Raw genomic sequence first — 25,988 nt, 5'->3', positions numbered from 1 at the left:
AGAGGATAAGGGGGAATGAAATTGATTTATCATGGATTAAAAGGAATTACTTGTGCAGAAACGGCGATCAGCCACATTGACGGAGAAAAGGGGCATTTGATATATCGCGGATATGACGCGAAGGATATCGCGCTCCAATCCAGTTTTGAAGAAGCGGCGTATCTCATCTTAAACGGAACGCTTCCTGATGAGCAGCAATTGCTTGCGTTTCAGGAAAAACTTGCAGCCGAGCGCGGGCTGCCGAAACATCTCATCGACCTGACGGAAACGCTTCCGGACGATATGGACGATATGGCGGTGCTGAGAACAGCTGTTTCAGGTTTGGGGACAGATTCATTTACATATCCGCCTAAGCCGGAAGAAGCGATTAAACTGATTGCCGTCACACCGACGATTATTGCGTACAGATACCGCCGTAAACAAGGGCAGGAAGCACTGCCGCCTGAGGCGCGATACGGGCACGTTGAAAACTATTTGTACATGCTGACCGGCAGGCAGCCGTCCGAAGCTCAAAAGAAAGCGCTTGAAACGTATATGATTCTGGCGATGGAGCACGGGATGAATGCATCGACTTTTTCAGCGAGAGTCACCGTTTCCACTGAATCCGACTTAGTGTCTGCCGTCACTTCCGCACTGGGCACGATGAAAGGGCCGCTGCACGGAGGCGCGCCTTCCGGTGTAACGAAAATGCTTGAAGACATTGGACAAAAAGAAAACGCAGAAGCATATTTGACAGCGAAGCTTATGAGGGGAGAGCGCCTGATGGGCTTCGGGCACAGAGTATACAAAACAAAAGATCCGCGGGCGGAAGCATTGCGCATAAAGGCTGAAGAGGTGGCTGGAAATGATCCGTCGCTTGATTTGGCGCTTTATGTGGAAAAGGAAGCCATCCGTTTATTAGAGCAATATAAGCCGGGACGGAAGCTGTATACAAATGTAGAATTTTACGCGGCGGCTGTCATGCAGGCTATTGATGTGGATAATGCTTTGTTTACGCCGACTTTTTCGGCAAGCCGAATGGCGGGCTGGTGCGCACACGTGCTTGAACAGTCAGCTGACAACATGATTTTCAGGCCGTCTGCGCAATACACCGGAGCCTTTCCCGAAACGGCTCAGCAGCTTTAAGCACCGGCATATTTGTCCGTTTAGTGATCCGCACTCCGTGGTATCGTCTCAGTAATACCAAATGCAGGAGTGTGAGAACATGAATCCGATGGACAGACAGACAGAAGGTCAAAAACCGCAGGTGCAAAACCGCCAGCCCGGCACTGAGTCAGAAATGGAGCCGAAACCGCTCTTGGAGGACCCGGATGTAAAAGGATCGGGCAGACTAAAAGGAAAAGTCGCCGTCATCACGGGCGGAGACAGCGGCATCGGCGCAGCGGCTGCGATTGCTTACGCGAAGGAGGGAGCGGATCTTGCCATCCTGTACCTTGACGAACATGCCGATGCCGAGAGAACGAAAAAGCGTGCGGAAGAATGCCAGACTGATTGCCTGTTAATTCCGGGAGACGTCGGGGATGAGGCCCATTGTCAGAAGGCGGTCCGGCAAGTCTTAGATCACTACGGAAAAATTGATATTCTTGTGAATAATGCCGCTGAGCAGCATCCGCAAAATGGGATTCTTGATATTACGGCTGAACAGCTGGAGAAGACCTTCCGTACAAACATGTTTTCCATGTTTCATATGACAAAGGCTGTGCTGCCTCATCTGAAAAGAGGGAGCGCCATTATTAACACAACATCTATTACCGCTTATCAGGGCGATACATCATTGATTGACTATTCGTGCACGAAAGGCGGCATCGTTTCCTTTACACGTTCGATGGCGATGTCATTGGCCGATCAGGGGATCAGGGTAAATGCAGTGGCCCCGGGCCCGATCTGGACCGCTTTGATCCCTGCGACGTTTACTGAAGAAAAGGTGGAAAAGCACGGTCTGGATACCCCGATGGGAAGACCGGGACAGCCTGCTGAACACGCCGGAGCTTACGTGCTTTTGGCTTCAGACGAATCTTCCTATATGACAGGGCAGACCATTCACGTAAATGGAGGCAGATTTATTTCAACATAATCCTTAAGTCTTATCCCGCACTTTTAAAAGTGCGGGATTTTTATTTCTATATAATGTTAAAAAAACCTGTCGTCAGGTCAATCGTGAATTCAAAGATGATAATAGGCGTTAACCCGCTGTAATAACGGGACGTTTTCCCATTCATGTTCTGTTTTGTAAATACAATAAATTTAATATAGGGAATTTTCAAAAAGTTATTTTCATTTTTTTATTTTTCGTTATAATATGATGTAGGAGAAAGGAATGATGTACTGAAACATTTCATGCGAAAAATAAGAATTTAGTCATTATCGTTATAGTTATCTGAATATTCTAACACGGGAGATTGATATACAAGGAGTGAAGCAGATGAAGGGGAGCATATTCAGAAAGAAAAGCATTCAGGACCTGCTTGCCGCAACGGGCGGCGAAAAGTCGCTGAAAAGGGAGTTGGGGGCCTTTGATCTGACCCTTCTCGGGATAGGAGCCATCATCGGAACGGGTATTTTTGTTTTAACCGGAACAGGCGCAGTTACGGCGGGACCCGGGCTGACCGTTTCATTTGTCATAGCCGCTTTAGCATGTTTATTTGCGGCTTTGTCATATGCTGAATTTGCTTCAAGCGTCCCGGTTTCAGGTTCCGTCTACACATTTACTTATGCGACATTGGGTGAACTTCTCGCGTTTATCATCGGATGGGATTTAATCTTGGAATATATGCTCGCCGTCAGCGCGGTTTCGGTCGGCTGGTCCGGTTATTTTCAATCATTTTTGGCGGGATTCGGCATCCATCTTCCGACCGCATTGACGGCCGCTCCGGGTTCTGTTAAAGGGACGGTCACATTCTTTAATCTTCCGGCATTTGTTATTGTACTTGCGATTACATTCCTTCTCTACTTAGGCATTAAGGAATCGAAGCGGGTCAATAATATTATGGTAATTCTGAAAATTCTGGTTGTTTTATTATTTATCGCCGTTGCGGCCGTATATGTCAAACCGCATAACTGGCAGCCGTTTATGCCGATGGGGTTCGGCGGTGTTTTCAGTGCCGCGGCGCTCGTTTTCTTCTCCTTTATCGGTTTTGACGCCGTCTCTTCCGCCGCAGAGGAAACGAAAAATCCGGCGAAGGATCTGCCGAAAGGAATTATTTTTTCATTAATCGTCTGCACCGTGCTGTATGTGACCGTATCGGCGATTATGACGGGCGTCGTACCGTTTGCCGGTTTTGAAGGCGTTGACCATCCCGTTTCTCTCGTCCTGCAGATGGCCGGTCAGAATTGGGTGGCCGGGATTATTGATATCGGCGCAGTGTTGGGAATGACGACGGTGATGCTCGTCATGCTGTACGGCCAGACGAGGGTGATGTTTGCCATGTCCCGTGACGGTTTAGTGCCGGGGGCGCTTTCAAAAGTCCATCCGAAGCATAAAACGCCGCACGTGGTGACGTGGGTGTTCGGTATTCTGTCGGCATTGCTGGGAGCGCTCGTCCCGCTTGATGAACTGGCGAAGCTCGTAAACGTCGGCACGCTTGCCGCATTTGTCATGATTTCCGTGGCGGTTATCGTGCTGAGAAAGAAACAGCCTGATCTGCCGAGGGCTTTTAAATGTCCGGGAGTTCCCTTTATTCCGATATTGTCCATTCTGTTCTGCGTGTTTTTGATTATTAACCTTGGCGCCGCCACTATCATCCGTTTCTTTATCTGGCTGATCATAGGTCTGGTGATTTATTTCTTATATTCGAGAAAGCATTCGAAATTAAACGGATAATTGGCAAAAGGAGCGGTATCTGCCGCTCCTTTTGTGTTTTTCAGAATAGTGAAACATATTGAAATGGGCTTAAGTTATCGCGGCGAATAAGGGATAATATAGGGCGGAAGGGAAGTGGAAAGTGGTGTCTGACCAAAAAAGGGTTCAATGGGCCTCAAAAATAGGATTTATTATGGCCGCCGCCGGTTCGGCGATCGGCCTGGGAGCCATTTGGAAGTTCCCTTACGTAGCGGGTACGAACGGGGGAGGCGCTTTTTTTCTTGTATTCGTCCTCTTTACCGTGCTTTTAGGCTATCCGCTTTTGCTCGGTGAATTTATTTTCGGAAGGCGGAGCCAGACAAACGCGATTGATGCCTACAAACAAGCCGCGCCGAAGTCGGTATGGCACCTTACGGGTTATGTGGGTGTGGCGGCCTGTTTTTTAGTTTTGTCTTTTTACAGTGTTGTCGGCGGGTGGATTTTGCTCTATGTACTGAAAGCCGTTACCGGTTCTTTATCCGGGCTCACTCAGGAGCAGTACGGCACGGTATTCGGGACGGTCATTGAAAATCCGCTCCAGACTCTCGCCGCGCAGCTGGTATTTATGATCATGACGGTGGCGGTCGTCGCAAAAGGCGTGCAGAAAGGGATTGAACGTGTCAGTGCGGTGCTGATGCCGATTTTATTCGTGCTGTTTCTGCTGCTTGTGCTGCGTTCTGTCACGCTTGACCATGCCGTTGAGGGAATTAAATTTTTATTGGTTCCGCACTTTGAAGATTTGACGCCGGAATCCATCCTTTATGCTTTAGGACAGGCGTTTTTTACATTAACGCTGGGCGTATCGGTCATGGTGACGTACAGTTCGTATCTGCCGAAAACCCAAAACCTTCCGGGATCGGCGGGTTCCATTGTTATCATGAATGTGCTCGTCACGCTGTTTGCGGGACTGGCCATTTTTCCGGCGGTTTTTTCGTTCGGCTTTAAACCGGATGAAGGGCCTACACTGCTGTTTACCGTACTGCCGGCTGTGTTTGACCGGCTGCCGTTCGGCTCGCTGTTTTTTATCAGCTTTCTGGCGGTCTTTTTCTTTGCCGCACTGACTTCGGCCTTTTCGATGGTGGAAATTATCGTGGCGACTGTAGGGAAAGGTGATGAAACGAAAAGGAAGAAGCTGTCGTGGACAAGCGGTCTGCTCATTTTCTTAGTCGGAATTCCGTCGTGTTTATCATACGGTGTTCTCAGTGATGTTCATTTGTTCGGAAAAACGTTTTTTGATCTGGCGGATTTCACAGTGAGCAATGTGCTGATTCCGCTCGGCGCTTTATTAATATCAATCTTCATCCCGCTGAAAATACCGAAGCGGGAGCTGTTCGCCGAGATGAAAAGCGGTTCCGACATCGGCTATCGTTTCTTTCAGCTGTGGTATTTCCTTCTGAAATATCTCGTGCCGCTGGCTATCATCGTCGTATTGCTGCATTTAATCGGCGTTCTTTCATTTTAAAAAAACAGGCCCCGTAAAAGGGCCTGTTTTTATATTTAAAAACCGAATTGCAGATTCGTATCAACGGCAACGATCGTATATACACAGACAATGACGAAAAGGTTGAGGATGACGCCGAGCAGCCCCGGGCCCGTCCGGCCTTTTTTAATAAACAGCTCAATGATGCCGAACGGCACGGCGGCCATTGCAAACGGCAGCATCTGATAAGAATAGAAAGTTACATTGCTGATGATTGCCACGTTCAACAGCAGCAGCGACAAAATCGCGGTACCGACTGATATCCAGCCGAAAACATTATGCTCTTTAAAAATTCTTACCAATTCCATAATTCCACCTCACCGATGTTTGCTGCTTTTACTGTTTTGTTTTTCAGCAGACGTTCGATTTCTTTTGTCGGCCCCGTCACGACAGAGCCGTATACATTCATTCCGTGATGTTCGACATAGTCTATTCTGCTGCTCAGGTTCATGTCTTTGCGTTTCGATATCGCATGCGCCCATTTTTTATGGCGGGACATAAATTCAAGAGCGCTGGTGAATTGTTCTCGGTCTGTCTGTCCCTGCGCTTCAAAAGAGGAAGCCATCTTAGAATCTTTCCCGGGAAATCCTAACGGCTCGGCATAAGGACTGTCTTTCAGATTTTTCTCCGTTTCGACCGCGTTCCATAAAAACTTCACATCGTATTTTTTAAAGGCTGAATATACTTGGGAAGAAGGGTAGGCGCGGTCATAAGAAAGATAGACCTCAGCCACGCTGCCTTCAGGCAATTTTTTTAACGTCTGTCCGGCTTTGTCGACCGTACGCTTCTTTAAGCCGGAAGGATGGGCGAAATAATGCTTTGCCTGTGCCGCGTCTAAATCATAGTAGTTAACGGCAGGCGATTTGACCGTATCTAAAAACATTTCAATCCGTTCTCCGCCGACGGATTTCGTTTTTGTGCCGATCTGCTTTTGCAGCGGAAATTCCGTATTCATTCCAAACAGCTTCACCTGGCTTTTCAGCCCGGAGGTATCGACGAGGACGTTCGGCATTGTGGTCGCCACCGTCACGGCAGCGGTCTCCATTAATTGATTACCGGTGCTTTCTTTTCCTCCCAAACCGTAATAGAGGTAGCTTCCTAAAGTGCAAAGCGGCAAAATCATTAAAGTGGAGATGACGGCGAGAACCGAAATCCGCAAATACGATTTGCGTTTTCCGTATGATAAAATGGCCTTCTGTTTTTCCGGGCTGATGCCGACGTCCCATTCCCGGTCGTCCTGCATTTCGCTTTCAATCAGCTCCTGATAGACTTCCAGCTTTTCCAGTTCTTCTTCAAAGGCGGCCATTTCCCGGTCGCTCATTTCTCCATTTTTGTATTGGTAAAAACGCTTTTTAAATTCTTCATTCATCATTAACACCTCTATTATAAAGTGCTTTCAGCCGCTGTCTGGCACGAAATAAAACACTTTTAAAATTAGCCTCTGAAATATTCATAATATGGGATGCTTCTTTGTAATTCAGTTCTTTTAAATAATACAGTGTTAAGGCCTCCCGATAATTGTCGGGAAGTTCGGACATATACCCTGTCAGCACTTCCTTGATTTCAATCTGATGAGCCGGGCTTTGCACAGCCGTCTGAAAAAGGCTCCCAATTAAGTCATCGGAAATGGTCACTTCCTTCTTATGTTTTCTGACATAATCTATAAACGCATTTCTCGCCACTTGAAAAAGCCATGGCTTTACTTTGCTGTGGTCGTAGGAGTGAATGTGTATGTATGCCCTCATAAAGGTTTCCTGCAGCAAATCTTCAGCGAGATGCTTGTCTTTAGTCATGGAGAGCAGGAACCGGTAAACATCATTCATATACATTTGGTAAATTTCATCGATCGTCACTGCCTTTTCTCCCCTCTATGTTATACACGCATAAGAAAGGTTTAAAGTTGCACGTTCCATGCAAACGGCTTAATTTCATTTTCACCTCATCAAACACCATTTCTCTATAGTACCCAAAATCCGTCATAAAAGATAGAGATCGGCGGAGGAAAAATATATTTATTAGTACCAGGTAATAAAAAATATTGTTATAATAGAGAGAGAACACTTTTGATCATTACAACAAAGGAAGTGCGTTATGTATAAGTTTTGTGCAAATGCCATCAAATTCATTCTTTCTCTGCGCGGAGGAGTCAAAGTATACAATAAAGAGAATCTTCCGTCTGATAAAGGATTCGTTATCGCGTGCACGCATGCGGGCTGGGTGGACGTCCTTACGCTCGGAGTCGGAATATTGCCTCATCAGATTCATTATATGGCGAAAAAAGAGCTGTTTCAGAAAAAGTGGATCGGAAGTTTTTTGAAGAAGATTCACGCGTTTCCGGTTGATCGTGAAAATCCGGGTCCGAGCAGCATTAAAACGCCGATTAAGCTTCTGAAGGAAGGGAAGATTGTCGGGATTTTTCCAAGCGGCACGAGAACTTCTGAAGACGTCCCGCTGAAAAGAGGAGCCGTGACTATCGCCCAAATGGGGAAAGCTCCGCTCGTTCCGGCCGCATACAGCGGACCGTCTGCGGGAAAAGAACTGTTTAAAAAGGGAAAAATGCGGCTTATCATCGGCAAGCCGATTTTTTTGGAGGACTTTGCCGACCTTGCGCCGAAGGAGAGGCTTGCGGCCATGACAGAAGAGCTGAATGCCAGAATTAAAGACCTTGAGAAAAAACTGGAACAAATGTAAACAAAAAAGCTTGCCGTCTGTATGAGACGCGCAAGCTTTTTTTGGTTATGCTTCTTTTTGTTCAGCGGTTTCCAGCAGTTCATCAAACGCCAGTTTTTTCACTTCGATATATGCGACGTGATGGCCGTCAATTTCATTAATAATAAATTCACAGCCTTCTTCGATAATCGAGTCGTATTGTTCGACGTCGTATTTCTGTGTAAGGAACCAGCCGCCGATAGTGTCGACTTCGTCATTTTCCAAATGGATGCCGAGCAGTTCGTTCACTTGATCAATCAGAACCTTACCGTCAAGCATGTAATGGCCGTCGCCGAGTTTGCGGATTTCGTTGATTTCATCTATATCAAATTCATCACGGATTTCCCCGACGATTTCTTCGATGATGTCTTCAACGGTGACAAGTCCCGCGGTTCCGCCGTATTCGTCCGACAGAATCGCCATATGAACCCGCTCCTTCTGCATTTTCACAAGCAGGTCGTGAATCGGTGCCGACTCAATTACATGGATGATCGGATTGACAAATTCAGTAATCGGCGAGTCGACTGATACCTCGCCGCTGATGCAGGCGGTCAGCACTTCTTTAATGTTAATCACGCCGATAATATTATCTTTGTCACCCTCTTCGACAGGGTAACGGGTATATTTTTCAATCTGAATGATGTCCATCATTTCAGAAATTTTGATATCATGCGGCAGACTGACGATTTCCGTACGCGGAATCATGATTTCTTTTGCAAGTCTGTCGTCAAATTCAAAGATTTTGTTCACGTATTTAAATTCAGACTGGTTGATTTCACCGCTTTTATAGCTTTCCGATAAAATGATGCGCAGCTCTTCTTCAGAGTGGGCAAGCTCGTTTTCTGACACCGGCTCCAGGCCGAACATCTTCGTTAAAAGACGGGCGGAGTTGTTCAGAAGCCAGATAAACGGGAACATGATGCGGTAAAACCAAATGAGCGGTTTTGAAAACAGCATCGAAACGGCTTCCGCTTTTTGGATGGCGACTGTTTTCGGCGCTAATTCTCCGACGACCACGTGTAAAAACGTAATGACCGCGTAGGCGAGAATAAATGAAATAATGTGCGATAGTGAGCTTGGTACGTTTATCTTTGTGAAAAGCGGATGAAGCAGGCGTTCAATCGTTGATTCGCCTAAGACACCAAGACCAATTGAAGTCAATGTTATGCCGAGCTGGCACGCTGATAAATACTCATCTAAATGCGTGGTCACTTTTTTGACACCGATTGCGGCTTTATTTCCTTCTGCTATAAGCTGGTCAACCCGTGAGCCTCTGATTCTGATTATCGCAAACTCAGATGCTACGAAAAATGCCGTCAGCGCGATTAAAACCGCGACTAAAATCAAATTCACAATGTCCAATTAGAACCTTCACTCCTTTTGGGAAGATGAAGGTAACACCTCCTGTTAGTAAGATAATGGTTTAACTTAACAGCAGCATAAATGATTGAAGCACTGCAAGCTTTTCAGGAGCCAGCTTTTTTTTCAGCTGTGCGCGCTCCTCTGGTTCAAGCTTTTCAAACCGATGCAAGATCCCGGAGATGTTTTGATTCATGTGATCAATTTCCGATGCCAGATTTCCAATATCGTCAGGCAAGGCTGAAGAGGGAAACTGGTTCTCCAGTCGGTCTTTTATATCAGACAGGGCCAATCGCTGCTTTTTACAAGCGACTATAAACTTTAACCGGTTGAGTGCAAGTGTATCGTAGTAACGATAGTTTGAACAAGACCTGCCAGGCTTTAAAAGCCCGAGGTTTGTGTAGTAATCCACCGTGCGTTTCGTTACACCGGCAAGCTCTGCTAATTCACTGATGCGATAAGTCTCAGCCCCATCTAAATCCCTCCCCAACCATCACGTTATAGTTATGAGAATAGTTTAATATATGAAGGGGAGTTTGCACAAGTTTATTGTTTTCCGTCTTTCTCTTGAAACCGGGCGGTATGATCCTGAAAAAGCGTTGACTGCGCTATGTAAATCTTTCATAATCATTGTAAATAGAAACGGCAGAAAAAGACAGAAGGGACAGATGACAATGGGCGGTTTATCACGGGAAGTGACAGAAAATCTGGAGAAAGGATCATGGATACGCAAACTATTTGATGAAGGCGCACGGCTGAAAAAAGAATTCGGCGCCGATAAGGTGTTTGACTTTTCTATAGGAAATCCGGTTTGTGAGCCTCCGGAAACATTTAAAAAGGCGCTTTGCGAAGCGGCTGAAACAGGACGGCACGGATATATACAAAACCAAGGGCTTCCGGAGGCGAGAGAGAAGGTTGCGGGCTTTTTGTCAGAGCGGTTCCAGACTGAAATTTCTGCCAGACATACAGTGATGACGGTCGGAGCCGGCGGAGCGCTGAATGTTGCGCTCAAGAGCATATTGAACCCGGAGGAAGAAGTCATCCTTCTGGCGCCTTATTTTGCGGAATACAAAGCGTATGTTGAAAATTACCGCGGCAGACCCGTCATCTGTCCGCTGACTGACTCATTTGAGATTGATATTGAAGCGGTGAGAGAAGCGATCACTCCCCGTACGAAAGGGCTGATCGTCAATACGCCGCATAATCCGACGGGAACGGTGCTGAGCCAGAAAAACCTTAATGAATTGGGCGCCTTACTAAAAGAAGCCGAGGAACGGAACGGACAAAGCATCTTTATTTTATTTGACGAACCATACAGCCAGCTGATCTACGGCGAAGAGCAGGCGAATCCGTTTCAGGCGTATCACCGCGTGATTTTAGTCAGTTCGTTCAGTAAAGATCTCGGCATTGCGGGGGAAAGGCTTGGGTATATCGCAGTTGACGCCCAAATGCCTGAGGGGGATCTTCTGACGGATGCGTTCGTTTTCTGCAACCGGACGCTCGGCTTTGTGAACGCTCCGGTCATGATGCAGCGCGCCGTGGCGAAAATGGATGTTCTTTCGATTGACGCTGAACCTTACCGTAAGCGCAGAGACCTTATGGTGGACATCCTCACAGAAGCCGGCTTCGAATTTGAAATGCCGAAGGGAGGCTTTTTCGTCTTTCCTAAATCACCGATTGAAGACGAGGTGGCATTCTGCATGCATGCCGCACAGAAATACAAACTATTGATCGTACCTGGCAGCGGATTTGGAAGAAGCGGCTATTTCCGCCTATCTTTCAGCGTGCCTATAGAACAGATCAGACAGTCGCGGGACATTTTCAAAGCGCTGTATCAAGATTTTTCTTCATAGCTTCCAATACATAAAGATGGGAGAACGGGCAAATGTCGAGGAGAAGTGTTGGCACGTCAGACATCAGCATTACAGGAGTCGGGGTCTTAACCGCGGTCGGACAGGGCAAAGAGGCGTTTCTTGATGCGCTTATGGAAGGGCGGCACGCTTTTGATGTGATGAAACGCCCCGGCCGGCAGAAGGGCAGTTCGTTTATCGGCGCGGAGCTTACCGAATTAACGCCGCCGGATGCGCTGTCCAAACGCTTGTACCGAAGGGCCGCATTATCAGGGAAGGCGGCGCTTATCGCTTTATATGAAGCGTGGCATGACGCTCAATTAGACGGTGCTGATCACAGCCGCACCGGTCTGATCGTCGGCGGCTCGAATACGACGCAGCGCGAACTGCTGCAGACCTTTGAGAAAAACGGCGAAACGCCGCAATTTGTAAATCCGGTGTACGGGCTTTCTTTTATGGATAGTGATCTATCAGGGCTTTGCACCGAGCAATTCGGGATAAAAGGGCCGGCCTTTACGGTCGGCGGCGCGTCGGCAAGCGGCCAGGCGGCGGTTATCCAGGCTGTCCAAGGTATCAATGGCGGCCTGTTTGACCGCTGTATCGTGATCGGGGCGCTGGCCGATCTGTCGTATATGGAGTGTCACGCTCTCCGGTCATTGGGAGCAATGGGCACTGATCAATTCGCTGAACATCCTGAAGCCGCCTGCCGCCCGTTTGACCGGCATACGGACGGTTTTATATTCGGAGAAGCATGCGGGGCGATTGTGCTGGAACGCGCTGAATCTGCCGAACAGAGGGGCGCGCGTTCGTGGGCCGGCTTAAAGGGCTGGGGGATGGCTTCTGATGCGAACCGCAACCCGAATCCTTCAGCAGAGGGCGAAATGACGGTGATCCGCCAGGCACTGGAGCGGGCCGGTCTTTCAGCAAAAGAAATTGATTACATCAATCCCCACGGCACCGGTTCGCCGATCGGAGATAAAACTGAGTGCCGGGCGCTTTCTGAAAGCGGTCTGGCCCACGCGCGGATTAATGCGACAAAATCGATTACCGGACACGGCCTGAGTGCGGCCGGAACGGTGGAAATCATTGCCGCACTATTGCAGATGCGGGAATCCAAGCTTCATCCGACCCGCAATTTAACGGAGCCGATTGACGATTCATTTCAGTGGGTGACCGACGGGCCGAGCGCCCATACCGTACACCATGCGTTGAGTTTAAGCATGGGATTCGGGGGGATTAATACAGCGCTTTGTTTAGAAAATCATTTCCGAAGCAGATAACGGCAGTCTTCTTTTTTGAAGGCTGTTTTTTATATGATAAAAAATCTGAAAATGATGAAAGAATGGAGTTATGATACAATAAAATATACAAATGACAATCATGCTTTGACTTAGGAGGTGGCAGGATGGGGCCCTCTGTGTAGTCAATCGCCCATTTCGTTCCTCTCGCTTAAGAAAAAACGATGAAATCAGGAGGTGACGTCCTTATCCTTCAATTCGGGATAAGGTGAAATGGACGATATTGACAGTTTGATTTTAATCGGTGTGCTCATTGCGTTAACGGCGTTTTTCGTGGCGAGTGAATTTGCGATCGTCAGAGTGAGGAGATCCAGAATCGATCAGCTCATCTCAGAAGGGAACAGACGGGCAGTGCTCGCAAAGCGTATCATTACGGATCTTGATGAGTATTTATCCGCTTCGCAGCTCGGCATTACACTGACTTCTATCGGGCTCGGCGTACTGGGAGAGCCTGCATTTGAGCGGATGCTTCATCCTGTGTTACAGAGTATGGGGCTGCCGGATTCTGCTGAGCATGTGATTGCGTTTGCTGCGGCGTACGGGCTGATTACGTTTTTACATGTCGTCGTCGGTGAGCTTGCGCCTAAAACGGTTGCGATTCAAAAAGCGGAAAAGCTGACGCTATGGATTGCCGGGCCGCTTCGGTTATTTTACGTGTTCATGTTCCCGTTTATTTGGGTCTTAAACGGCTCCGCGAGGATTTTAACCGGTCTGGCCGGATTAAAGCTGGCGTCTGAGCATGAAGGCTCCCATTCTGAAGAAGAGCTGCGGATCCTGCTGTCAGAAAGTTTAAAAAACGGAGAAATCAATCCGTCCGAATATACATTTGTGAATAAAATTTTTGAATTTGATAATCGGATCGCCAGGGAAATCATGATTCCGAGAAAAGAAATCGCCGCTGTTTCCACTGATATGACCGTGCCGGAAATGCTTGATATGATGCTGAAAGACAAGTATACGCGATGGCCCGTAACAGACGGGGACAAAGACAGCGTCATCGGCATGATCAATACGAAGCATCTTTTTTCAGATCTGCTGTTTATGACAGAAGATGAAAAAGCGGAAGTATCCATCACGTCTTACGTCCGCCCGGTCATTGAAGTCATTGAGACGATTCCGATACACGACCTGCTGATAAAAATGCAGAGAGAGCGGATTCATCTGGCGATATTGTCTGATGAATACGGCGGGACGTCCGGTCTTGTGACGACCGAAGACATCCTTGAAGAAATCGTCGGGGATATCAGAGACGAATTTGATGAAGATGAACAGCCGCTGATTCAAAAGCTGTCCGAACGTCATTATGTCCTGGACGGAAAGGTTCGGATCGATCAGGTGAATCATCTGCTCGGCGCAGAGATTGAAGAGGAAGTCGACACGATCGGTGGCCTTGTGCTGAAGCGGAATATTGATATCTGTGCGGGTGAGTCGATACAGATTGGGGGATACACTGCCCTTATCTTAGAAATGGACGGCCGGTTTATTAAACAGCTTGAATTAAAAGAAGAACAGGGCCGCCCGGGCGGTCAGGGGACAATAAACCGCCCGCTGCCCGTGCCTGAAACGGTCATGCTTCATAACGCAACCTTGAGCGAAAAATAAGCTCAAGGTTTTTTTAAATGGAAATGATAATGAAGCCGCACCAGAACACCAAAAGGCTTCCGGCTGCTGAAACTGCGATGTAAAGCAGGCTTTCCTTTATGCGGTTATTCATCATCAGCTGCACGGCTTCAATACTGAAGGTGGAAAAGGTCGTAAACGCACCGAAAAAGCCTGTCGCAATGATGATGCCGGCTGAAGGGTTATCCAGACCCAATCCGGTGAACATACCGAGGCCGAAGGAGCCGAGCAGGTTGACTGCAGCCATTCCAAGTGGAATCGGCAAACCCTTTGTCCTTCCTGAAACGGTTTGCCCCAGCAGAAACCGTAATACCGCTCCGATTCCCGCTGCAATAAGCATCAAGACAATCGTCATGGCGTATCATGCCCCCTTCCCGCGATGCGAAGCGCAATCCGCCGTCCCCAGAAAATGCCGGCGTATGCAAGGGCAAGACCGGCGAATAAAGTCGCGGCAGCATAACAAAAAGCTGTTGCGGGAGACGATTGCAGCAAAAAGACGGTTTCTTTTGCGAAGGTGGACATCGTCGTGAAACCTCCGCAAAAACCGGTTCCGAAAAAGGCGGTCAGGAGAGGGCGTTTAGCCCGAATGAGAAAATAACCCGTGATAAGACCGAGTAAAAGGCTTCCTGCCGCGTTTTCGAGGAAAGCAGCCGCCGGGAAAGACCGGCTGTGAATGTGTGTGCTCATTTCAAAGCGGAGCAAAGCGCCGAGCGCCCCTCCGATAAAAATTGCGATGTATTGTTTCATATCAGCCATCCTTAGAAATAAAATCCGGAAAATCAGTTACAATGCCGTCAACTTCCATCATTTGCAGCTTTTCGGCCGTCTTTTGATTTCTGACCGTCCAGGCAAATACTTTCAGGCCGTGTTTGTGAGCGGTGGAAATCAAGAACCGATTCAGACGGGTATATTTAATATTGACATAATGTGCGGCTGATTTGTAGGCGTTCAGCTGGCTTCTGGAAAACCTCCCGAAGCTGGGTCTGGCAATGATTGCAGTCGGAACGGACGGATACATATCATGAAAGGCCTGAATCGACTTCAGGCTGAAAGATTGAACGATATGATGCATGGAAAACCTGCTTAACAGCCGGCCGACTGCTTTTTCAAGACCGACTTGAGAAGCGTGCCCTTTCAGTTCAATTAAAAATCCGATTTTAGAATGGTAACGCTTCAAGACCTCTTCGAGCAGGGGAATCCGTTCCCCTTTAAACTCAGCCCCGTACCAGCTGCCGGCATCCAGGGATTGCAGCTGCTTCAGCGTAAAATCTTTTACAAAACCAGAGCCGTCCGTCGTCCGGTCGACTCTGTCATCATGTATGACGACAATGTGTCCGTCTTTTGTGAGCTGGACGTCAAGCTCAATGAAATCAGCGTTCATTTCGGCAGCGATATCAAATGCCGCAAATGTATTTTCGGGCGCATAACCGGATGCGCCGCGATGAGCGATGGTATACAAGCTTGTCAGCTCCCCTCATGGGCATTTCTGTTATTATATCAAATTCATATATGCACAGCGATTCAAACTGGTGAATGTGCGAAACAGTATTTTTTTGGAAAAAAGATAGTGCTTTTTTCGGTTTACATTCCGCAGTGATGATTTATAATGGCAAAAAGGAGGCGAGATCATGGGAAAAGGGAGATTGAAAGTGGAGGAAAGAATTAAAGCCGAAACCGATGCTGAGATCCAAAAAGCGACTCTCCTGAATCAGACACAATCGAAGAAGAAATAGTGCCTGCCCCTGTTGTATCTGGCTGAAAGATGAACGAATTTGTGAAAAACCCCGGCTGTGTTCTGCTGCCGGGGTTTTTCAGGCTTTCATAAAGACATTAAAAGAAGCTGATGTCCGAATGTTTTAGTATAATGGATTTTCGACAAGACAAAGGAGTATATGCCATGGTGACACATTTTAAGAGCTTTTTTACTCTTGACCATATTTTGCAGATCTGTATCAGCATTGGGATTTTAGCGGCTTTTCTCATTTTGAGAAAGCTGTTTGTCAAATACTTTTTCCAGCTTGTTTACAAATTGGCGAACAAACCGAGAACCGATATATTCAAACAGATTGCCGTAGCGTTTGATAAGCCGGCCAGGTGGTTTTTCGTTGCGCTGGGGCTGTTTTTAGCGATTGAGTATTCGCCGTTTTTAGACGGGCAGATGGACATTGTCAAAAAAATGTACCGCTCTCTGATCATAGCGCTGATCGCCTGGGGGCTTTGCAATCTGACATCGGCGTCTTCCTTTTTATTTCATAAAGTCAATCAGCGCTTTGAGCTTGATATGGATGACATTTTGGCGCCGTTTTTATCCAAGGTGCTTCGCTTTGTCATTCTCGCACTCAGCGTCAGCGTGATCGCACAGGAATTCAATTATGATGTAAATGGGTTTGTGGCCGGACTCGGACTTGGCGGATTGGCGTTCGCGCTTGCGGCTAAAGATACGATCAGCAATTTTTTCGGCGGCATAATCATCATTACGGAGAAGCCGTTTACGATCGGCGACTGGGTCGAGACGTCATCTGTGACGGGAGGCGTAGAAGATATCACATTCCGAAGCACAAGGTTCCGGACGGCGCAGGGGGCGCTCGTCACTGTGCCCAATTCAACGCTGTCGATGGAAGCCATCACAAACTGGACGAGAATGACGAAGCGGCAGATCACGTTTTCCGTTCGTGTCTCTTATGCGACGCCGATTGATCGTTTAGAGCGGTGCATCACGAGGCTCAGAGAAATGCTTCGTGAACATGAAGGCGTGCATGATGATACGATTATGGTTAACTTTGACGTGTTTGCGGACAGCTATTACAATCTTTTTTTCAACTTTTACACTAAGACCATCGTTTGGGCGGAAAGCCTGGACGTGCGGCAGGATATCAACCGCCGGATTATTGATATTTTTGCGGAGGAAGGCGTGGAATTCGCCTATCCGGGCCAGAATGTATTCGTAAAACAGAAAAGCCACGATGATCCGGTTCATGTGAAGGATCATTCCGGAGAAAAAGAACGGGCATAACAGGCGCCGTTCTTTTTTCATGATATGATAAAAAGAAAAGGCGGTGGAAGAGTGGAAGCGTTTATGACATTGATCAATCAGGCTGAACGTATCGTGGTGCTGACGGGAGCGGGAATGAGCACGGAATCAGGCATTCCGGATTTTCGTTCGGCGGGCGGTATATGGACCGAAGACACCTCCAGAATGGAAGCGATGAGCAGGGAATACTTTGAACGCCGTCCGCGTGACTTCTGGCCCAAATTCAAACAGCTGTTTCAGATGAAAATGAGCGGAAGCTATGAACCGAATGCCGGCCATAAGTATTTGGCAGACCTTGAAAAGCGGGGAAAGCAGGTAGACATTTTCACGCAGAATATTGACGGGCTGCATAAGAAAGCGGGAAGCAGCAGTGTCTATGAGCTTCACGGTTCAATTCAGACCGCCGCATGCCCCCGCTGCGGAGCGCGCTACGGGCTTTCTCATCTGCTGAAGGAAGAAGTTCCGGAATGTACGGCGGAAACCGGAGATCATGCGGTTTGCGGCACTGTATTAAAGACGGATGTCGTACTTTTCGGCGATCTCGTCCAGCATTTTGAAACCCTTTATGAAAAGCTTGATCAAGCTGATCTCCTTCTTGTGATCGGCACTTCGCTTGAGGTGGCGCCGGCAAGGTTTGTCCCAGAGGATGCGAGCCGGATTCCCGGTTTGAAGCAGGTGATCATTAATCTTGAGCCGACATATTGCGACCATTTATTTGATCTTGTCATCCATGAGAAGATCGGTGAATTTGCAAAGCGGATCAGCGCCGCGATATAAAAAAAGCCGGATCATATACAGATCCGGCTTTTTCTTATTCATGGACGGGAATCATCTGGTCCGTCAGAATATCAAAGGAGTAGCCCTGGGCTTTCAGTTTTTGGATCAGGCTCGGCAAAGCATGCACGGTCGCAGGCAGATCGTGCATTAAAATGACATGCGGCCTGCTCGTATGGACGCTTTCCAAATATGCGAGCTGATTCAATACTTCCGGCACGTACCGGGCATTTTTGTATTTCCAATCCTCACTGTCAATCGTCCAGTCCCAGTACACGAAGCCGCCTCTTTCGAGATGTTTGATCTGGGTGTCTGTCAATGACGGTTTGCTGCCGTAAGGCGTGCGGACAAGATCCGTTTTCACTCCCGTGATGGCCTGGAGCGTATCACGTCCCTGCTGCATTTCTTTCAGCGGCGATGTCGGTGTTTGATAAAACAGGTGATTATCGTGCGTCACGCCATGCAGGCCGAGCGCGATTCCTTCCTGATTCGCTCTTTGCACGGAATGTCTATAGGCTTTCATCCGCGGTTCAAGCATAAAAAAAGTGGCCTTTGCGCCATTTGCCTTCAATACATTCAACAGCTGTTCAGTATAAGGAGACGGCCCGTCGTCAAAGGTTAAATATACCGTTTTTTTTCCCGTGTCCCGCTCTTTCTGCAAATGTTTAAGCAGGATGTCGGGAGAATCGTTTTTCAGCCGCAGGCTTTCTGTTTCATCTCGAAGCTGCCCGTTTGCAGTCACTGTGACCTGTTTATTTTTTGCGGCGGAAGCGGAATAACCCATTATGACGATTACCAGAAGCAGTCCGCACAAAACTGCTAAACTCGTAAGTTTAAAAGCTAATGAAAACAGAGAAGGGGAAGCACCTTCTTTTGTCTTGCGCATAACAATCTCTCCAGTAGCATAAATTTCTTCATAATGCCGATAACAGCAGAGGCTTGCATAGTGCCAAAAGTTAACAGCATATGTATGTCGAATCAAGTATACAGGAACAAAACTGGAAAAGACATAGAAAATATGTCGAATAATAAGATTTTAAGAAAAAAATAAACTCCGCTGCCTGCTTGTTCAATATGATAGAATAGTTGACAATAACAGCTGAGAATCCGCATCACGGCAGATAACGATGAGGAGGGTTTACATGAAGACATTGGTAAACGGCCAGTTGATTGATCGTGAAGAAGCCGCAGTTGATATTGAGGATCGCGGATATCAATTCGGTGACGGTGTGTATGAAGTCATCAGAGTATACAACGGCGTTTTATTCGGTCTGCGTGAGCATATCGGCCGTCTTTTCAGAAGCGCCGCAGAAATCGGCATCACCCTGCCGTTCTCCGCAGAAGACATAGAATGGGATCTCCAAAAGCTCGTACAGGAAAACAAACTCATTGACGGCGGGGTCTATATTCAGACGACGAGAGGGAAGGCGCCCCGGAAGCACCAGTATGATGAAGGATTGGAGCCGCAGACGACAGCATACACCTTTTCAGTGAAAAAACCGGAAAATGAACAAAAAGCAGGGGCGCAGGCCATAACGGCCGAAGACAAGCGCTGGCTGAGGTGTGACATTAAGAGTCTGAATTTACTGTATAATGTGATGGTAAAACAAAAAGCCTATGAAGCAGGCGCTTATGAAGCGGTGCTGATAAGGGACGGAGCGGTCACGGAAGGAACCTCTTCCAATGTATACGCCGTCATAAATGGCACCGTCCGGACGCATCCTGCAAATGAGCTGATTTTAAACGGCATTACGCGGATGAAACTTTTAGGGCTGATGAAAGAAAACGGGATTGAGGTGCGGGAGAAGCCTCTTACTGAAGACGAACTCAGAAACGCGGATGAAATTTTCATCTCGTCGACAACCTCTGAACTAATCCCGATCGTAACTCTCGACGGAAAACCGGTCGGCAGCGGTGTGCCGGGTCCTGTAGCCAAAACGATTCAAGAGGCTTTTCAATTGAGCATTCAGCAGGAGATCGGCGTTCAGTCATAAACGGAAAAAGGCCGGAAACACATCCGGCCTTTTTGCTTCTGTCAGATAAAAAGAGACTCGACATGCTGAACGAGCACGCGGGAGATTTTCTCTTTTGAAAGACGCTCAGGTTCAAGCAGTGCATGCAGCGCCAATCCGTCAGCAATGGCATACAATTTCTCCGCTTCTGTCTCTTTATCAAGATTTGGTTTCAGATGCTTATTATCATCCAGCCAGTCAATCAGACCTCGTATATATGCCAAGATCCCGTCATGCTGGGGATGAAACTCTTCTCCCTTATGTCTGGCATAAGCTGTGAAAGCGAACCATACCTCCATTTCAGCCATCGTTTCTTCATCTGTCGGGATGATTTCAAGCATCAGACGCACCGCTTTTTCTTTCGGCGGCAGATCTTTCATGGCAACTTCGTTAATTCTGGCGGCCGCTTTTTCTTTTACGAGGGTCATCGCATACCCTAAAAGTTCGTCCTGAGTGGTGAAATAGTGCCTCAGCGCGCCTAAAGAAAGACCCGCTTCCCGGGCGATGTTTCTCACTGTTGCTCCTTCCATGCCCCGCTCCAAAATCGTCCGCCAAGTGGCTTCGGCTATTTGTTTTCTTCTTTTTTCATGATCGATGATTTTAGGCATGTCTCCAGTGTAACAGGAAAAAATATTTCTTGCAATTTTATAATACAATTGTATTAAATAAAAAGAGGTGTTACAATGCTTTTTAGAAAACGATAAGGGGGAACCGGATTGAACGCGATTGCTTGGTTGATTGTCATTTGTGAGGCTGCTTTTTGGGCGGCTGTTATCTTCGGATTGGCGGCGCGGTATTTATTCAGGCGGCAAAAGCTCGGAATGTTTTTTTTCGCTCTCATTCCTTTACTTGATGCCGTATTGTTTGCGGCTGCTGCAGCTGATTTATACAGAGGGGCGACAGCGACTATGGCGCATGCAGTGGCGGCCGTTTATATCGGAGTGTCTGTCGCCTTCGGAAAAAGCATGATTCAATGGGCGGATGAGCGTTTCCGCTATTATGTCGTAAAGGAAGGGGCAAAACCGGTCAAGCGGTACGGACTGGATTATGCCAAACATTATGCAAAAGGATGGGGAAGGCATGTATTAGCGTTTGTCATCGGCGGCGTTCTTTTAGCCGGAACGGTATTTGTCATTCAGGACGCTTCCCGCACCGAAGCGCTCAGCAGGCTGTTGAAGGGCTGGTCTGTCGTGCTGTGCATTGATTTTTTGATCATGGCGAGTTTTTTTGTAATGCCGAAAAAAAGAGGAAACAGCCGGGAGCTTTAAAAAAAGCAGCTTTTGATTAAGCTGCTGTACAGAAAGGATTATTTTACGATCAGCACCGGAATGTCGGATTTTGATGACAGCTTTTCACTGACGCTTCCGAATAAAAGTTTTTTCAGCCTGTTCTGGTCCCTGCTCCCCATGACGATCAGATCCGCCGATATGCGGTCGGCGTGCTCGATAATGGCATCAGCGGGATCACCTTCTAAAATGTCGATATCCCCGTCAATCTGGCTGTCGTTCATCAGCATTCTCGCTTCGGCAATGATTTCTTCCGTACGGTCTTCATAAATCATCGGGTCAGGGGGGATTCTTTCCGCTTGAAGCGGGTCGGGAACGCTTGCAATCCCGCCGCCGATATACGTGGCACCGGCTCCCGGCCTCGGGGGATCGACAATCGTCTGGGTATCTTTTGCATTGTGAGAATGCACGACTGTTAAATTCGCGTGAAATGTTTTTGCAAGGTCTATCGCTTTTTGAAGCGCTTTCTTGCTATCATCACTTCCGTCAAAAGCTGCAATCAACCGGTCCGCGTGAAACATCGGCCTCATCCTTTCAGTAAAAAAGGTTTACAAAACGATACCCGTACGGAAGAAATCTAAAACCTGTATTGACAAAAAAAGGATTCGTTTATATGATAAAGGAATAATATAGGAAAAAAGGAGGTATGGATCATGTCAGCATTAAAGCTTGTCAAATCATCTTCAGCTGAATATCGGCGTGACTGCCATACATCTTCCGTTTTCTGAACATTTGCTTAAAAACAGTGCAGTCGCGCATAACAGGCGGGTCTGTACCTTATTTATAATAATAAGAGGCATGGAGCTGACGCTTCATGTCTTTTTTTATACAAAAAATGAATGAAAGACAGGTGTGATGCATGTGGCGGTATTAGCGAAAACAATGAAAAACAATCCGGAAAAACTTGAGGGCGGCTGATTCATGAAAGGGGATGACGGTATTTGTTTACTGTATTAAAAAAGCTCGCTTGGTTTTTTAAAGCCTATTGGCTGCGCTATACGACAGCGATTGTTCTGTTATTGATTGTGAATGTCATTGAAATGTTCCCGCCGAAACTTCTCGGTAATGCAATAGACGATATGAAGGCGGGCGTGTTTACGAAAAGCGGGATGCTGTTTTACATATGTGTGTTTCTCGCTTTAACGGCAGCCGTTTATTTGCTCTCCTATTTTTGGATGTACCAGCTTTTCGGCGGGGCGAATGTCATGGAGAAAATTCTCCGATCAAAACTGATGGGAAGGCTTCTTCAAATGTCACCGCCGTTTTTTGAGAAATACAGAACGGGCGATTTAATGGCGCGGGGGACGAATGATTTGCAGGCCGTCAGTATGACGACGGGCTTCGGGGTCCTAACGCTCGTTGATTCGACGATGTATATGCTGACGATATTTTTGACAATGGGGCTTCTCATCAGCTGGAAGCTGACATTTGCCGCGATTATCCCGCTGCCGATTATGGCGGCTGCGGTCAGTCTGTACGGAAAAAAGATCCATGAGCGGTTTACGGAAGCGCAGGATGCTTTCGGATCATTAAATGACAAGGTGCTGGAGTCGGTATCCGGCGTGCGTGTCATTCGGGCTTTCGTGCAGGAAAAAAATGATGTCAGCCGTTTCGGTGATATGACGGCGGATGTATACGAGAAAAACATGAAGGTGGCGTTTATTGACTCACTCTTTGAACCGACTGTGAAACTTCTTGTCGGACTCAGCTATCTCATCGGTCTCGGCTACGGCGCCTATCTCGTTTTTCAAAACCGGCTGACGCTGGGAGAGCTGGTATCGTTTAACGTGTATCTCGGAATGATGATCTGGCCGATGTTTGCGATCGGAGAATTAATCAATATCATGCAGCGCGGCAATGCCTCCTTAGACCGTGTCAATGAGACCCTTTCCTATGAGCCTGATGTGACAGGGCCCAAGCAGCCCGCCGATATCAAGGAGCCCGGGCGTCTTGTTTTTGAACAAGTGACTTTTACGTACCCGAGCGGAGCGGGACCGGCTGTTTCCGATGTATCATTTTCCGTTGAAAAAGGGCAGACACTCGGCATTGTCGGAAAAACAGGAAGCGGAAAGACGACGATCATTAAGCAGCTGCTGCGTGAATATCCGCCCGGTGCGGGAGCAATCACATTTACAGGCGTTCCGATTCAGGAGATTCCGCTTGAGAAGCTCCGGGGATGGATCGGCTATGTGCCGCAGGATCATATTTTATTTTCAAAGACGGTGAAGGAAAATCTGCTTTACGGTCGGCAGGACGCAACCGAAGAGGAAATCGGCAGCGCGCTGAAAGATGCGCATTTTAAACAAGATATCGGCATGCTTTCAGAAGGGCTTGAGACGCTTGTCGGCGAGAAGGGGGTAGCGCTCTCCGGCGGACAAAAACAGCGCATCTCAATTGCGAGAGCGCTTTTGACAGATCCGGACATTCTCATATTAGATGATTCGCTTTCTGCCGTAGACGCGAAAACTGAAGCGGCCATCATTGACAGCATCCGTAAAAAACGGCGGCATAAAACAACGATTATTACCACTCACCGGCTCTCGGCAGTTGAACACGCAGATCTCATTCTCGTCATGGACGAAGGCCGGGTGTCTGAAAGAGGCACGCATCAGGAGCTATTGGCGAAGAATGGCTGGTATCGCGAACAATATGAGAGGCAGCAGCTGTCCTCTCTTGAAGAAGGGGGGACGGGCGCATGAAGACCGGAAGAAGATTATGGAATTACGCGCTTCAATACAAAAAGCTGCTGATATGGGCGGTCGTTCTGCTCATTATTGCGGTCGGCACTGAGCTGACCGGACCGTTTATCGGAAAAAAAATGATTGACGACCATATTCTCGGCGTTGAAAAAACATGGGTTAAAGCCTCTGGGGACGATCCGGACGCCGTCAGGTTCAGAGGGCATGATTATGTCAGGGAGGACCGGCTCAAACCGGGGGCGGAGAAAACCGGAGAGGCGCACATTTATCAAGTCGGTGCGGCCTACTATTTTGTTGAAGGTCCCGTCAGTTTTGACGGAAACCGTTCAGTGACTGACGGCCGGCTGACAATATCAAACGGTAAAGAAAGCAGGTCATATCCCGCTATTGCGTTATCCAAACAGGAAATTTTTCAATTTTACCGTCCGGAAATAAAAGGGCTGCTGACGTTGACCGCCATTTACGCGGGACTGCTCATGTTTTCCGTGTGCTTTCATTACGGCCAGCATTACCTGCTGCAGATGGGAGCGAACCGAATCATACAGCGTATGAGGCAGGATGTATTTTCACACATTCAGAAAATGCCGATCCGCTACTTTGATAATCTGCCTGCCGGAAAAGTCGTGGCCCGCATTACGAATGACACAGAAGCGGTCAGAGATTTATATGTAACGGTGCTGTCTACGTTTATCACAAGCGGCGTCTACATGCTCGGTATTTTTACGGCGCTGTTTATGCTTGATGTCAGACTGGCCGCCGTCTGCCTTTTGATTATTCCGATCTTAATGATCTGGTCGGTTGTGTACCGTAAATACGCATCCGTCTTCAATCAAAAAATCCGTTCCATTAACAGTGACATCAATGCAAAAATGAATGAGTCCATTCAAGGGATGCCGATTATTCAGGCGTTCCGCCGCGAGAAGGAAACGATGAAGGAATTTGAAGAATTGAATGAAGCTCATTTCCGCTATAAGAACAAAATGCTGTCTTTAAATTCCCTCATGTCCCACAGTCTTGTCAATGTGTTGCGCAATGTGGCGTTTGTCGGGCTGATCTGGTATTTCGGAGGCGCGAGTCTGGGTGCGGCCGGAATTGTTTCGATCGGCGTTTTATATGCGTTTGTTGATTATTTAAACCGTTTGTTCCAGCCGGTTACGGGGATTGTCAACCAATTTTCAAAGCTTGAATTGGCTCGTGTGTCCGCGGGCAGGGTATTTGAGCTTTTACAGGAGGAGGAAACGGAAGAAACAGGCGCTCCCGCAGACAGAAAGGCGGAAGGGACTGTGGAATTCCGCGATGTTTCTTTTGGGTATCGAAAGGGAGAAGAGGTGCTGAAACACATCAGCTTTACAGCTGAAAAAGGCGAGACGGTCGCCCTCGTCGGCCATACGGGTTCCGGCAAAAGCTCCATCCTGAATCTTCTGTTCCGTTTTTATGATGCCGAAAAAGGCGATATCCTGCTGGACGGCAAAAGCATATACGGCATGTCAAGACAGGAGCTGAGATCGCATATGGGGATCGTGCTTCAAGATCCGTATCTTTTCTCTGGAACGATCGGCTCCAATGTAACCCTCGATGATCAGCGTATTTCCCTGCAGCAGGCTGAAGAAGCGCTTCGGCAAGTCGGCGCCGCAGGCCTTCTGCAATCCTTGCCGAAGGGCATCATGGAGCCCGTCACGGAAAAAGGCGGAACACTGTCTTCAGGCCAGCGCCAGCTGATTTCTTTTGCAAGGGCGCTCGCGTTCGATCCTGCCATTTTAATTTTGGATGAGGCGACGGCGCACATTGACACCGAAACAGAAGCAATCATTCAAAAAGCGCTGCACGTGGTGCAAGAAGGGCGCACGACATTTATTATCGCCCACCGGCTTTCAACGATCAGACACGCAGACCAGATTCTCGTTTTGGAAAAGGGGCGCATCATTGAAAAAGGAAGCCATGACGAATTAATGGCGCAAAAGGGGCAGTACTATCAAATGTATGAATTGCAGAAAGGAACGGCGCAGTCCGCGGTGTAATCAGGAGGAGGGTG

26 protein-coding genes are annotated in these 25,988 nt (G+C 47.8%); 15 read left to right on the top strand and 11 right to left on the bottom strand.

Translation table 11 applies throughout. From position 1 onward, the window contains the following. Positions 1 to 21: 21 nt before the first annotated feature. From ACH32G_RS04470 to ACH32G_RS04455, 4 genes are all read left to right on the top strand, one after another. Positions 22 to 1,125, top strand: a complete 1,104-nt coding sequence (locus tag ACH32G_RS04470) for a citrate synthase/methylcitrate synthase (RefSeq protein ID WP_448814035.1) — start codon at positions 22 to 24, stop codon at positions 1,123 to 1,125. 79 nt (positions 1,126 to 1,204) lie between these two features. Next, a complete protein-coding gene (locus tag ACH32G_RS04465) occupies positions 1,205 to 2,074 on the top strand; it encodes an SDR family oxidoreductase (protein ID WP_448814034.1) in 870 nt (289 codons plus the stop codon). Between the two features lie 348 nt (positions 2,075 to 2,422). Next, on the top strand, positions 2,423 to 3,820 hold the full coding sequence (locus ACH32G_RS04460) for an amino acid permease (RefSeq protein ID WP_448814033.1): 1,398 nt from the start codon (positions 2,423 to 2,425) through the stop codon (positions 3,818 to 3,820). A 124-nt stretch (positions 3,821 to 3,944) separates the two neighbouring features. Further along, a complete protein-coding gene (locus ACH32G_RS04455; protein ID WP_095241034.1) occupies positions 3,945 to 5,300 on the top strand; it encodes a sodium-dependent transporter in 1,356 nt (451 codons plus the stop codon). A gap of 35 nt (positions 5,301 to 5,335) precedes the next feature. Here the strand turns inward: ACH32G_RS04455 and ACH32G_RS04450 are convergent, their stop codons facing one another. Genes ACH32G_RS04450 through sigM form a run of 3 tightly spaced genes read right to left on the bottom strand, consistent with a single transcriptional unit; the run spans position 5,336 to position 7,171 of the window. Further along, positions 5,336 to 5,626: an anti-sigma-M factor gene (locus ACH32G_RS04450; RefSeq protein WP_003155315.1), complete on the bottom strand. Its 291-nt coding sequence runs from the start codon at positions 5,624 to 5,626 to the stop codon at positions 5,336 to 5,338. After that, a complete protein-coding gene (locus ACH32G_RS04445) occupies positions 5,614 to 6,687 on the bottom strand; it encodes an anti-sigma factor (RefSeq protein ID WP_016938389.1) in 1,074 nt (357 codons plus the stop codon). Before ACH32G_RS04445 ends, ACH32G_RS04450 begins: the two co-directional genes overlap by 13 nt. Next, entirely contained in the window at positions 6,680 to 7,171 is a 492-nt protein-coding gene (sigM, locus tag ACH32G_RS04440) for an RNA polymerase sigma factor SigM (protein ID WP_003155312.1), read from the bottom strand. Before sigM ends, ACH32G_RS04445 begins: the two co-directional genes overlap by 8 nt. A 238-nt stretch (positions 7,172 to 7,409) precedes the next feature. On the opposite strand from sigM, the gene ACH32G_RS04435 reads away from it, so the two are divergent. Then, a complete protein-coding gene (locus ACH32G_RS04435) occupies positions 7,410 to 8,009 on the top strand; it encodes a lysophospholipid acyltransferase family protein (RefSeq protein WP_045927079.1) in 600 nt (199 codons plus the stop codon). 45 nt (positions 8,010 to 8,054) lie between these two features. On the opposite strand, the gene ACH32G_RS04430 is transcribed toward ACH32G_RS04435, so the two are convergent. Further along, complete coding sequence (locus tag ACH32G_RS04430; RefSeq protein WP_016938387.1) at positions 8,055 to 9,389, bottom strand: hemolysin family protein; 1,335 nt, start codon at positions 9,387 to 9,389, stop codon at positions 8,055 to 8,057. Between the two features lie 61 nt (positions 9,390 to 9,450). Further along, positions 9,451 to 9,876, bottom strand: coding sequence for a MerR family transcriptional regulator (locus ACH32G_RS04425; protein WP_016938386.1), 426 nt, complete (start codon positions 9,874 to 9,876; stop codon positions 9,451 to 9,453). Positions 9,877 to 10,054: 178 nt separating this feature from the next. Between ACH32G_RS04425 and ACH32G_RS04420 the strand changes: the two genes are divergently transcribed. The 3 genes from ACH32G_RS04420 (at position 10,055) to ACH32G_RS04410 (ending at position 14,136) form a co-directional block, all read left to right on the top strand. Continuing rightward, entirely contained in the window at positions 10,055 to 11,239 is a 1,185-nt protein-coding gene (locus ACH32G_RS04420; RefSeq protein WP_342007527.1) for a pyridoxal phosphate-dependent aminotransferase, read from the top strand. A gap of 32 nt (positions 11,240 to 11,271) precedes the next feature. Further along, entirely contained in the window at positions 11,272 to 12,516 is a 1,245-nt protein-coding gene (locus ACH32G_RS04415; RefSeq protein ID WP_448814032.1) for a beta-ketoacyl synthase N-terminal-like domain-containing protein, read from the top strand. Between the two features lie 231 nt (positions 12,517 to 12,747). Further along, complete coding sequence (locus ACH32G_RS04410; protein ID WP_366969611.1) at positions 12,748 to 14,136, top strand: hemolysin family protein; 1,389 nt, start codon at positions 12,748 to 12,750, stop codon at positions 14,134 to 14,136. A gap of 13 nt (positions 14,137 to 14,149) precedes the next feature. Here ACH32G_RS04410 and crcB read toward each other — a convergent pair whose 3' ends face one another. From crcB to ACH32G_RS04395, 3 genes are read right to left on the bottom strand one after another with little or no spacing between them, the layout of a single operon-like run. Then, on the bottom strand, positions 14,150 to 14,509 hold the full coding sequence (crcB, locus tag ACH32G_RS04405; RefSeq protein ID WP_095241010.1) for a fluoride efflux transporter CrcB: 360 nt from the start codon (positions 14,507 to 14,509) through the stop codon (positions 14,150 to 14,152). Further along, positions 14,506 to 14,901, bottom strand: a complete 396-nt coding sequence (locus tag ACH32G_RS04400) for a fluoride efflux transporter FluC (protein ID WP_047476669.1) — start codon at positions 14,899 to 14,901, stop codon at positions 14,506 to 14,508. The genes crcB and ACH32G_RS04400 overlap by 4 nt, the downstream gene beginning before the upstream one ends. A gap of 1 nt (position 14,902) precedes the next feature. Next, positions 14,903 to 15,613, bottom strand: a complete 711-nt coding sequence (locus tag ACH32G_RS04395) for a glycerophosphodiester phosphodiesterase (protein ID WP_095241009.1) — start codon at positions 15,611 to 15,613, stop codon at positions 14,903 to 14,905. 169 nt (positions 15,614 to 15,782) lie between these two features. Here ACH32G_RS04395 and ACH32G_RS04390 point away from each other — a divergent pair, with 169 nt between their 5' ends. The 3 genes from ACH32G_RS04390 (at position 15,783) to ACH32G_RS04380 (ending at position 17,962) form a co-directional block, all read left to right on the top strand. After that, entirely contained in the window at positions 15,783 to 15,887 is a 105-nt protein-coding gene (locus tag ACH32G_RS04390; protein WP_016938379.1) for a YhdX family protein, read from the top strand. Between the two features lie 164 nt (positions 15,888 to 16,051). Next, positions 16,052 to 17,167, top strand: a complete 1,116-nt coding sequence (locus ACH32G_RS04385; RefSeq protein ID WP_448814031.1) for a mechanosensitive ion channel family protein — start codon at positions 16,052 to 16,054, stop codon at positions 17,165 to 17,167. Positions 17,168 to 17,230: 63 nt separating this feature from the next. After that, positions 17,231 to 17,962, top strand: a complete 732-nt coding sequence (locus ACH32G_RS04380; RefSeq protein ID WP_406795070.1) for an NAD-dependent protein deacylase — start codon at positions 17,231 to 17,233, stop codon at positions 17,960 to 17,962. A gap of 34 nt (positions 17,963 to 17,996) precedes the next feature. Here the strand turns inward: ACH32G_RS04380 and ACH32G_RS04375 are convergent, their stop codons facing one another. Beyond that, complete coding sequence (locus tag ACH32G_RS04375) at positions 17,997 to 18,845, bottom strand: polysaccharide deacetylase family protein (RefSeq protein ID WP_016938376.1); 849 nt, start codon at positions 18,843 to 18,845, stop codon at positions 17,997 to 17,999. Between the two features lie 256 nt (positions 18,846 to 19,101). Between ACH32G_RS04375 and dat the strand changes: the two genes are divergently transcribed. Beyond that, on the top strand, positions 19,102 to 19,953 hold the full coding sequence (dat, locus tag ACH32G_RS04370) for a D-amino-acid transaminase (protein WP_099745088.1): 852 nt from the start codon (positions 19,102 to 19,104) through the stop codon (positions 19,951 to 19,953). A 41-nt stretch (positions 19,954 to 19,994) separates the two neighbouring features. Here dat and ACH32G_RS04365 read toward each other — a convergent pair whose 3' ends face one another. After that, positions 19,995 to 20,579: a TetR/AcrR family transcriptional regulator gene (locus ACH32G_RS04365; protein ID WP_016938374.1), complete on the bottom strand. Its 585-nt coding sequence runs from the start codon at positions 20,577 to 20,579 to the stop codon at positions 19,995 to 19,997. 108 nt (positions 20,580 to 20,687) lie between these two features. On the opposite strand from ACH32G_RS04365, the gene ACH32G_RS04360 reads away from it, so the two are divergent. Continuing rightward, positions 20,688 to 21,239: a hypothetical protein gene (locus ACH32G_RS04360; protein ID WP_448814030.1), complete on the top strand. Its 552-nt coding sequence runs from the start codon at positions 20,688 to 20,690 to the stop codon at positions 21,237 to 21,239. A 38-nt stretch (positions 21,240 to 21,277) separates the two neighbouring features. Here the strand turns inward: ACH32G_RS04360 and ACH32G_RS04355 are convergent, their stop codons facing one another. After that, on the bottom strand, positions 21,278 to 21,778 hold the full coding sequence (locus ACH32G_RS04355) for a universal stress protein (protein ID WP_045927089.1): 501 nt from the start codon (positions 21,776 to 21,778) through the stop codon (positions 21,278 to 21,280). Between the two features lie 420 nt (positions 21,779 to 22,198). On the opposite strand from ACH32G_RS04355, the gene ACH32G_RS04350 reads away from it, so the two are divergent. Next, positions 22,199 to 23,956: an ABC transporter ATP-binding protein gene (locus tag ACH32G_RS04350; RefSeq protein ID WP_049628196.1), complete on the top strand. Its 1,758-nt coding sequence runs from the start codon at positions 22,199 to 22,201 to the stop codon at positions 23,954 to 23,956. Beyond that, positions 23,953 to 25,974, top strand: a complete 2,022-nt coding sequence (locus tag ACH32G_RS04345) for an ABC transporter ATP-binding protein (RefSeq protein WP_448814029.1) — start codon at positions 23,953 to 23,955, stop codon at positions 25,972 to 25,974. The genes ACH32G_RS04350 and ACH32G_RS04345 overlap by 4 nt, the downstream gene beginning before the upstream one ends. Positions 25,975 to 25,988: the final 14 nt, after the last annotated feature.

The organism is Bacillus sp. CIS52, assembly GCF_053545315.1.
Note: the sequence above shows the minus strand (reverse complement) of the source record. Positions and strands in the feature narration are given on the sequence as shown.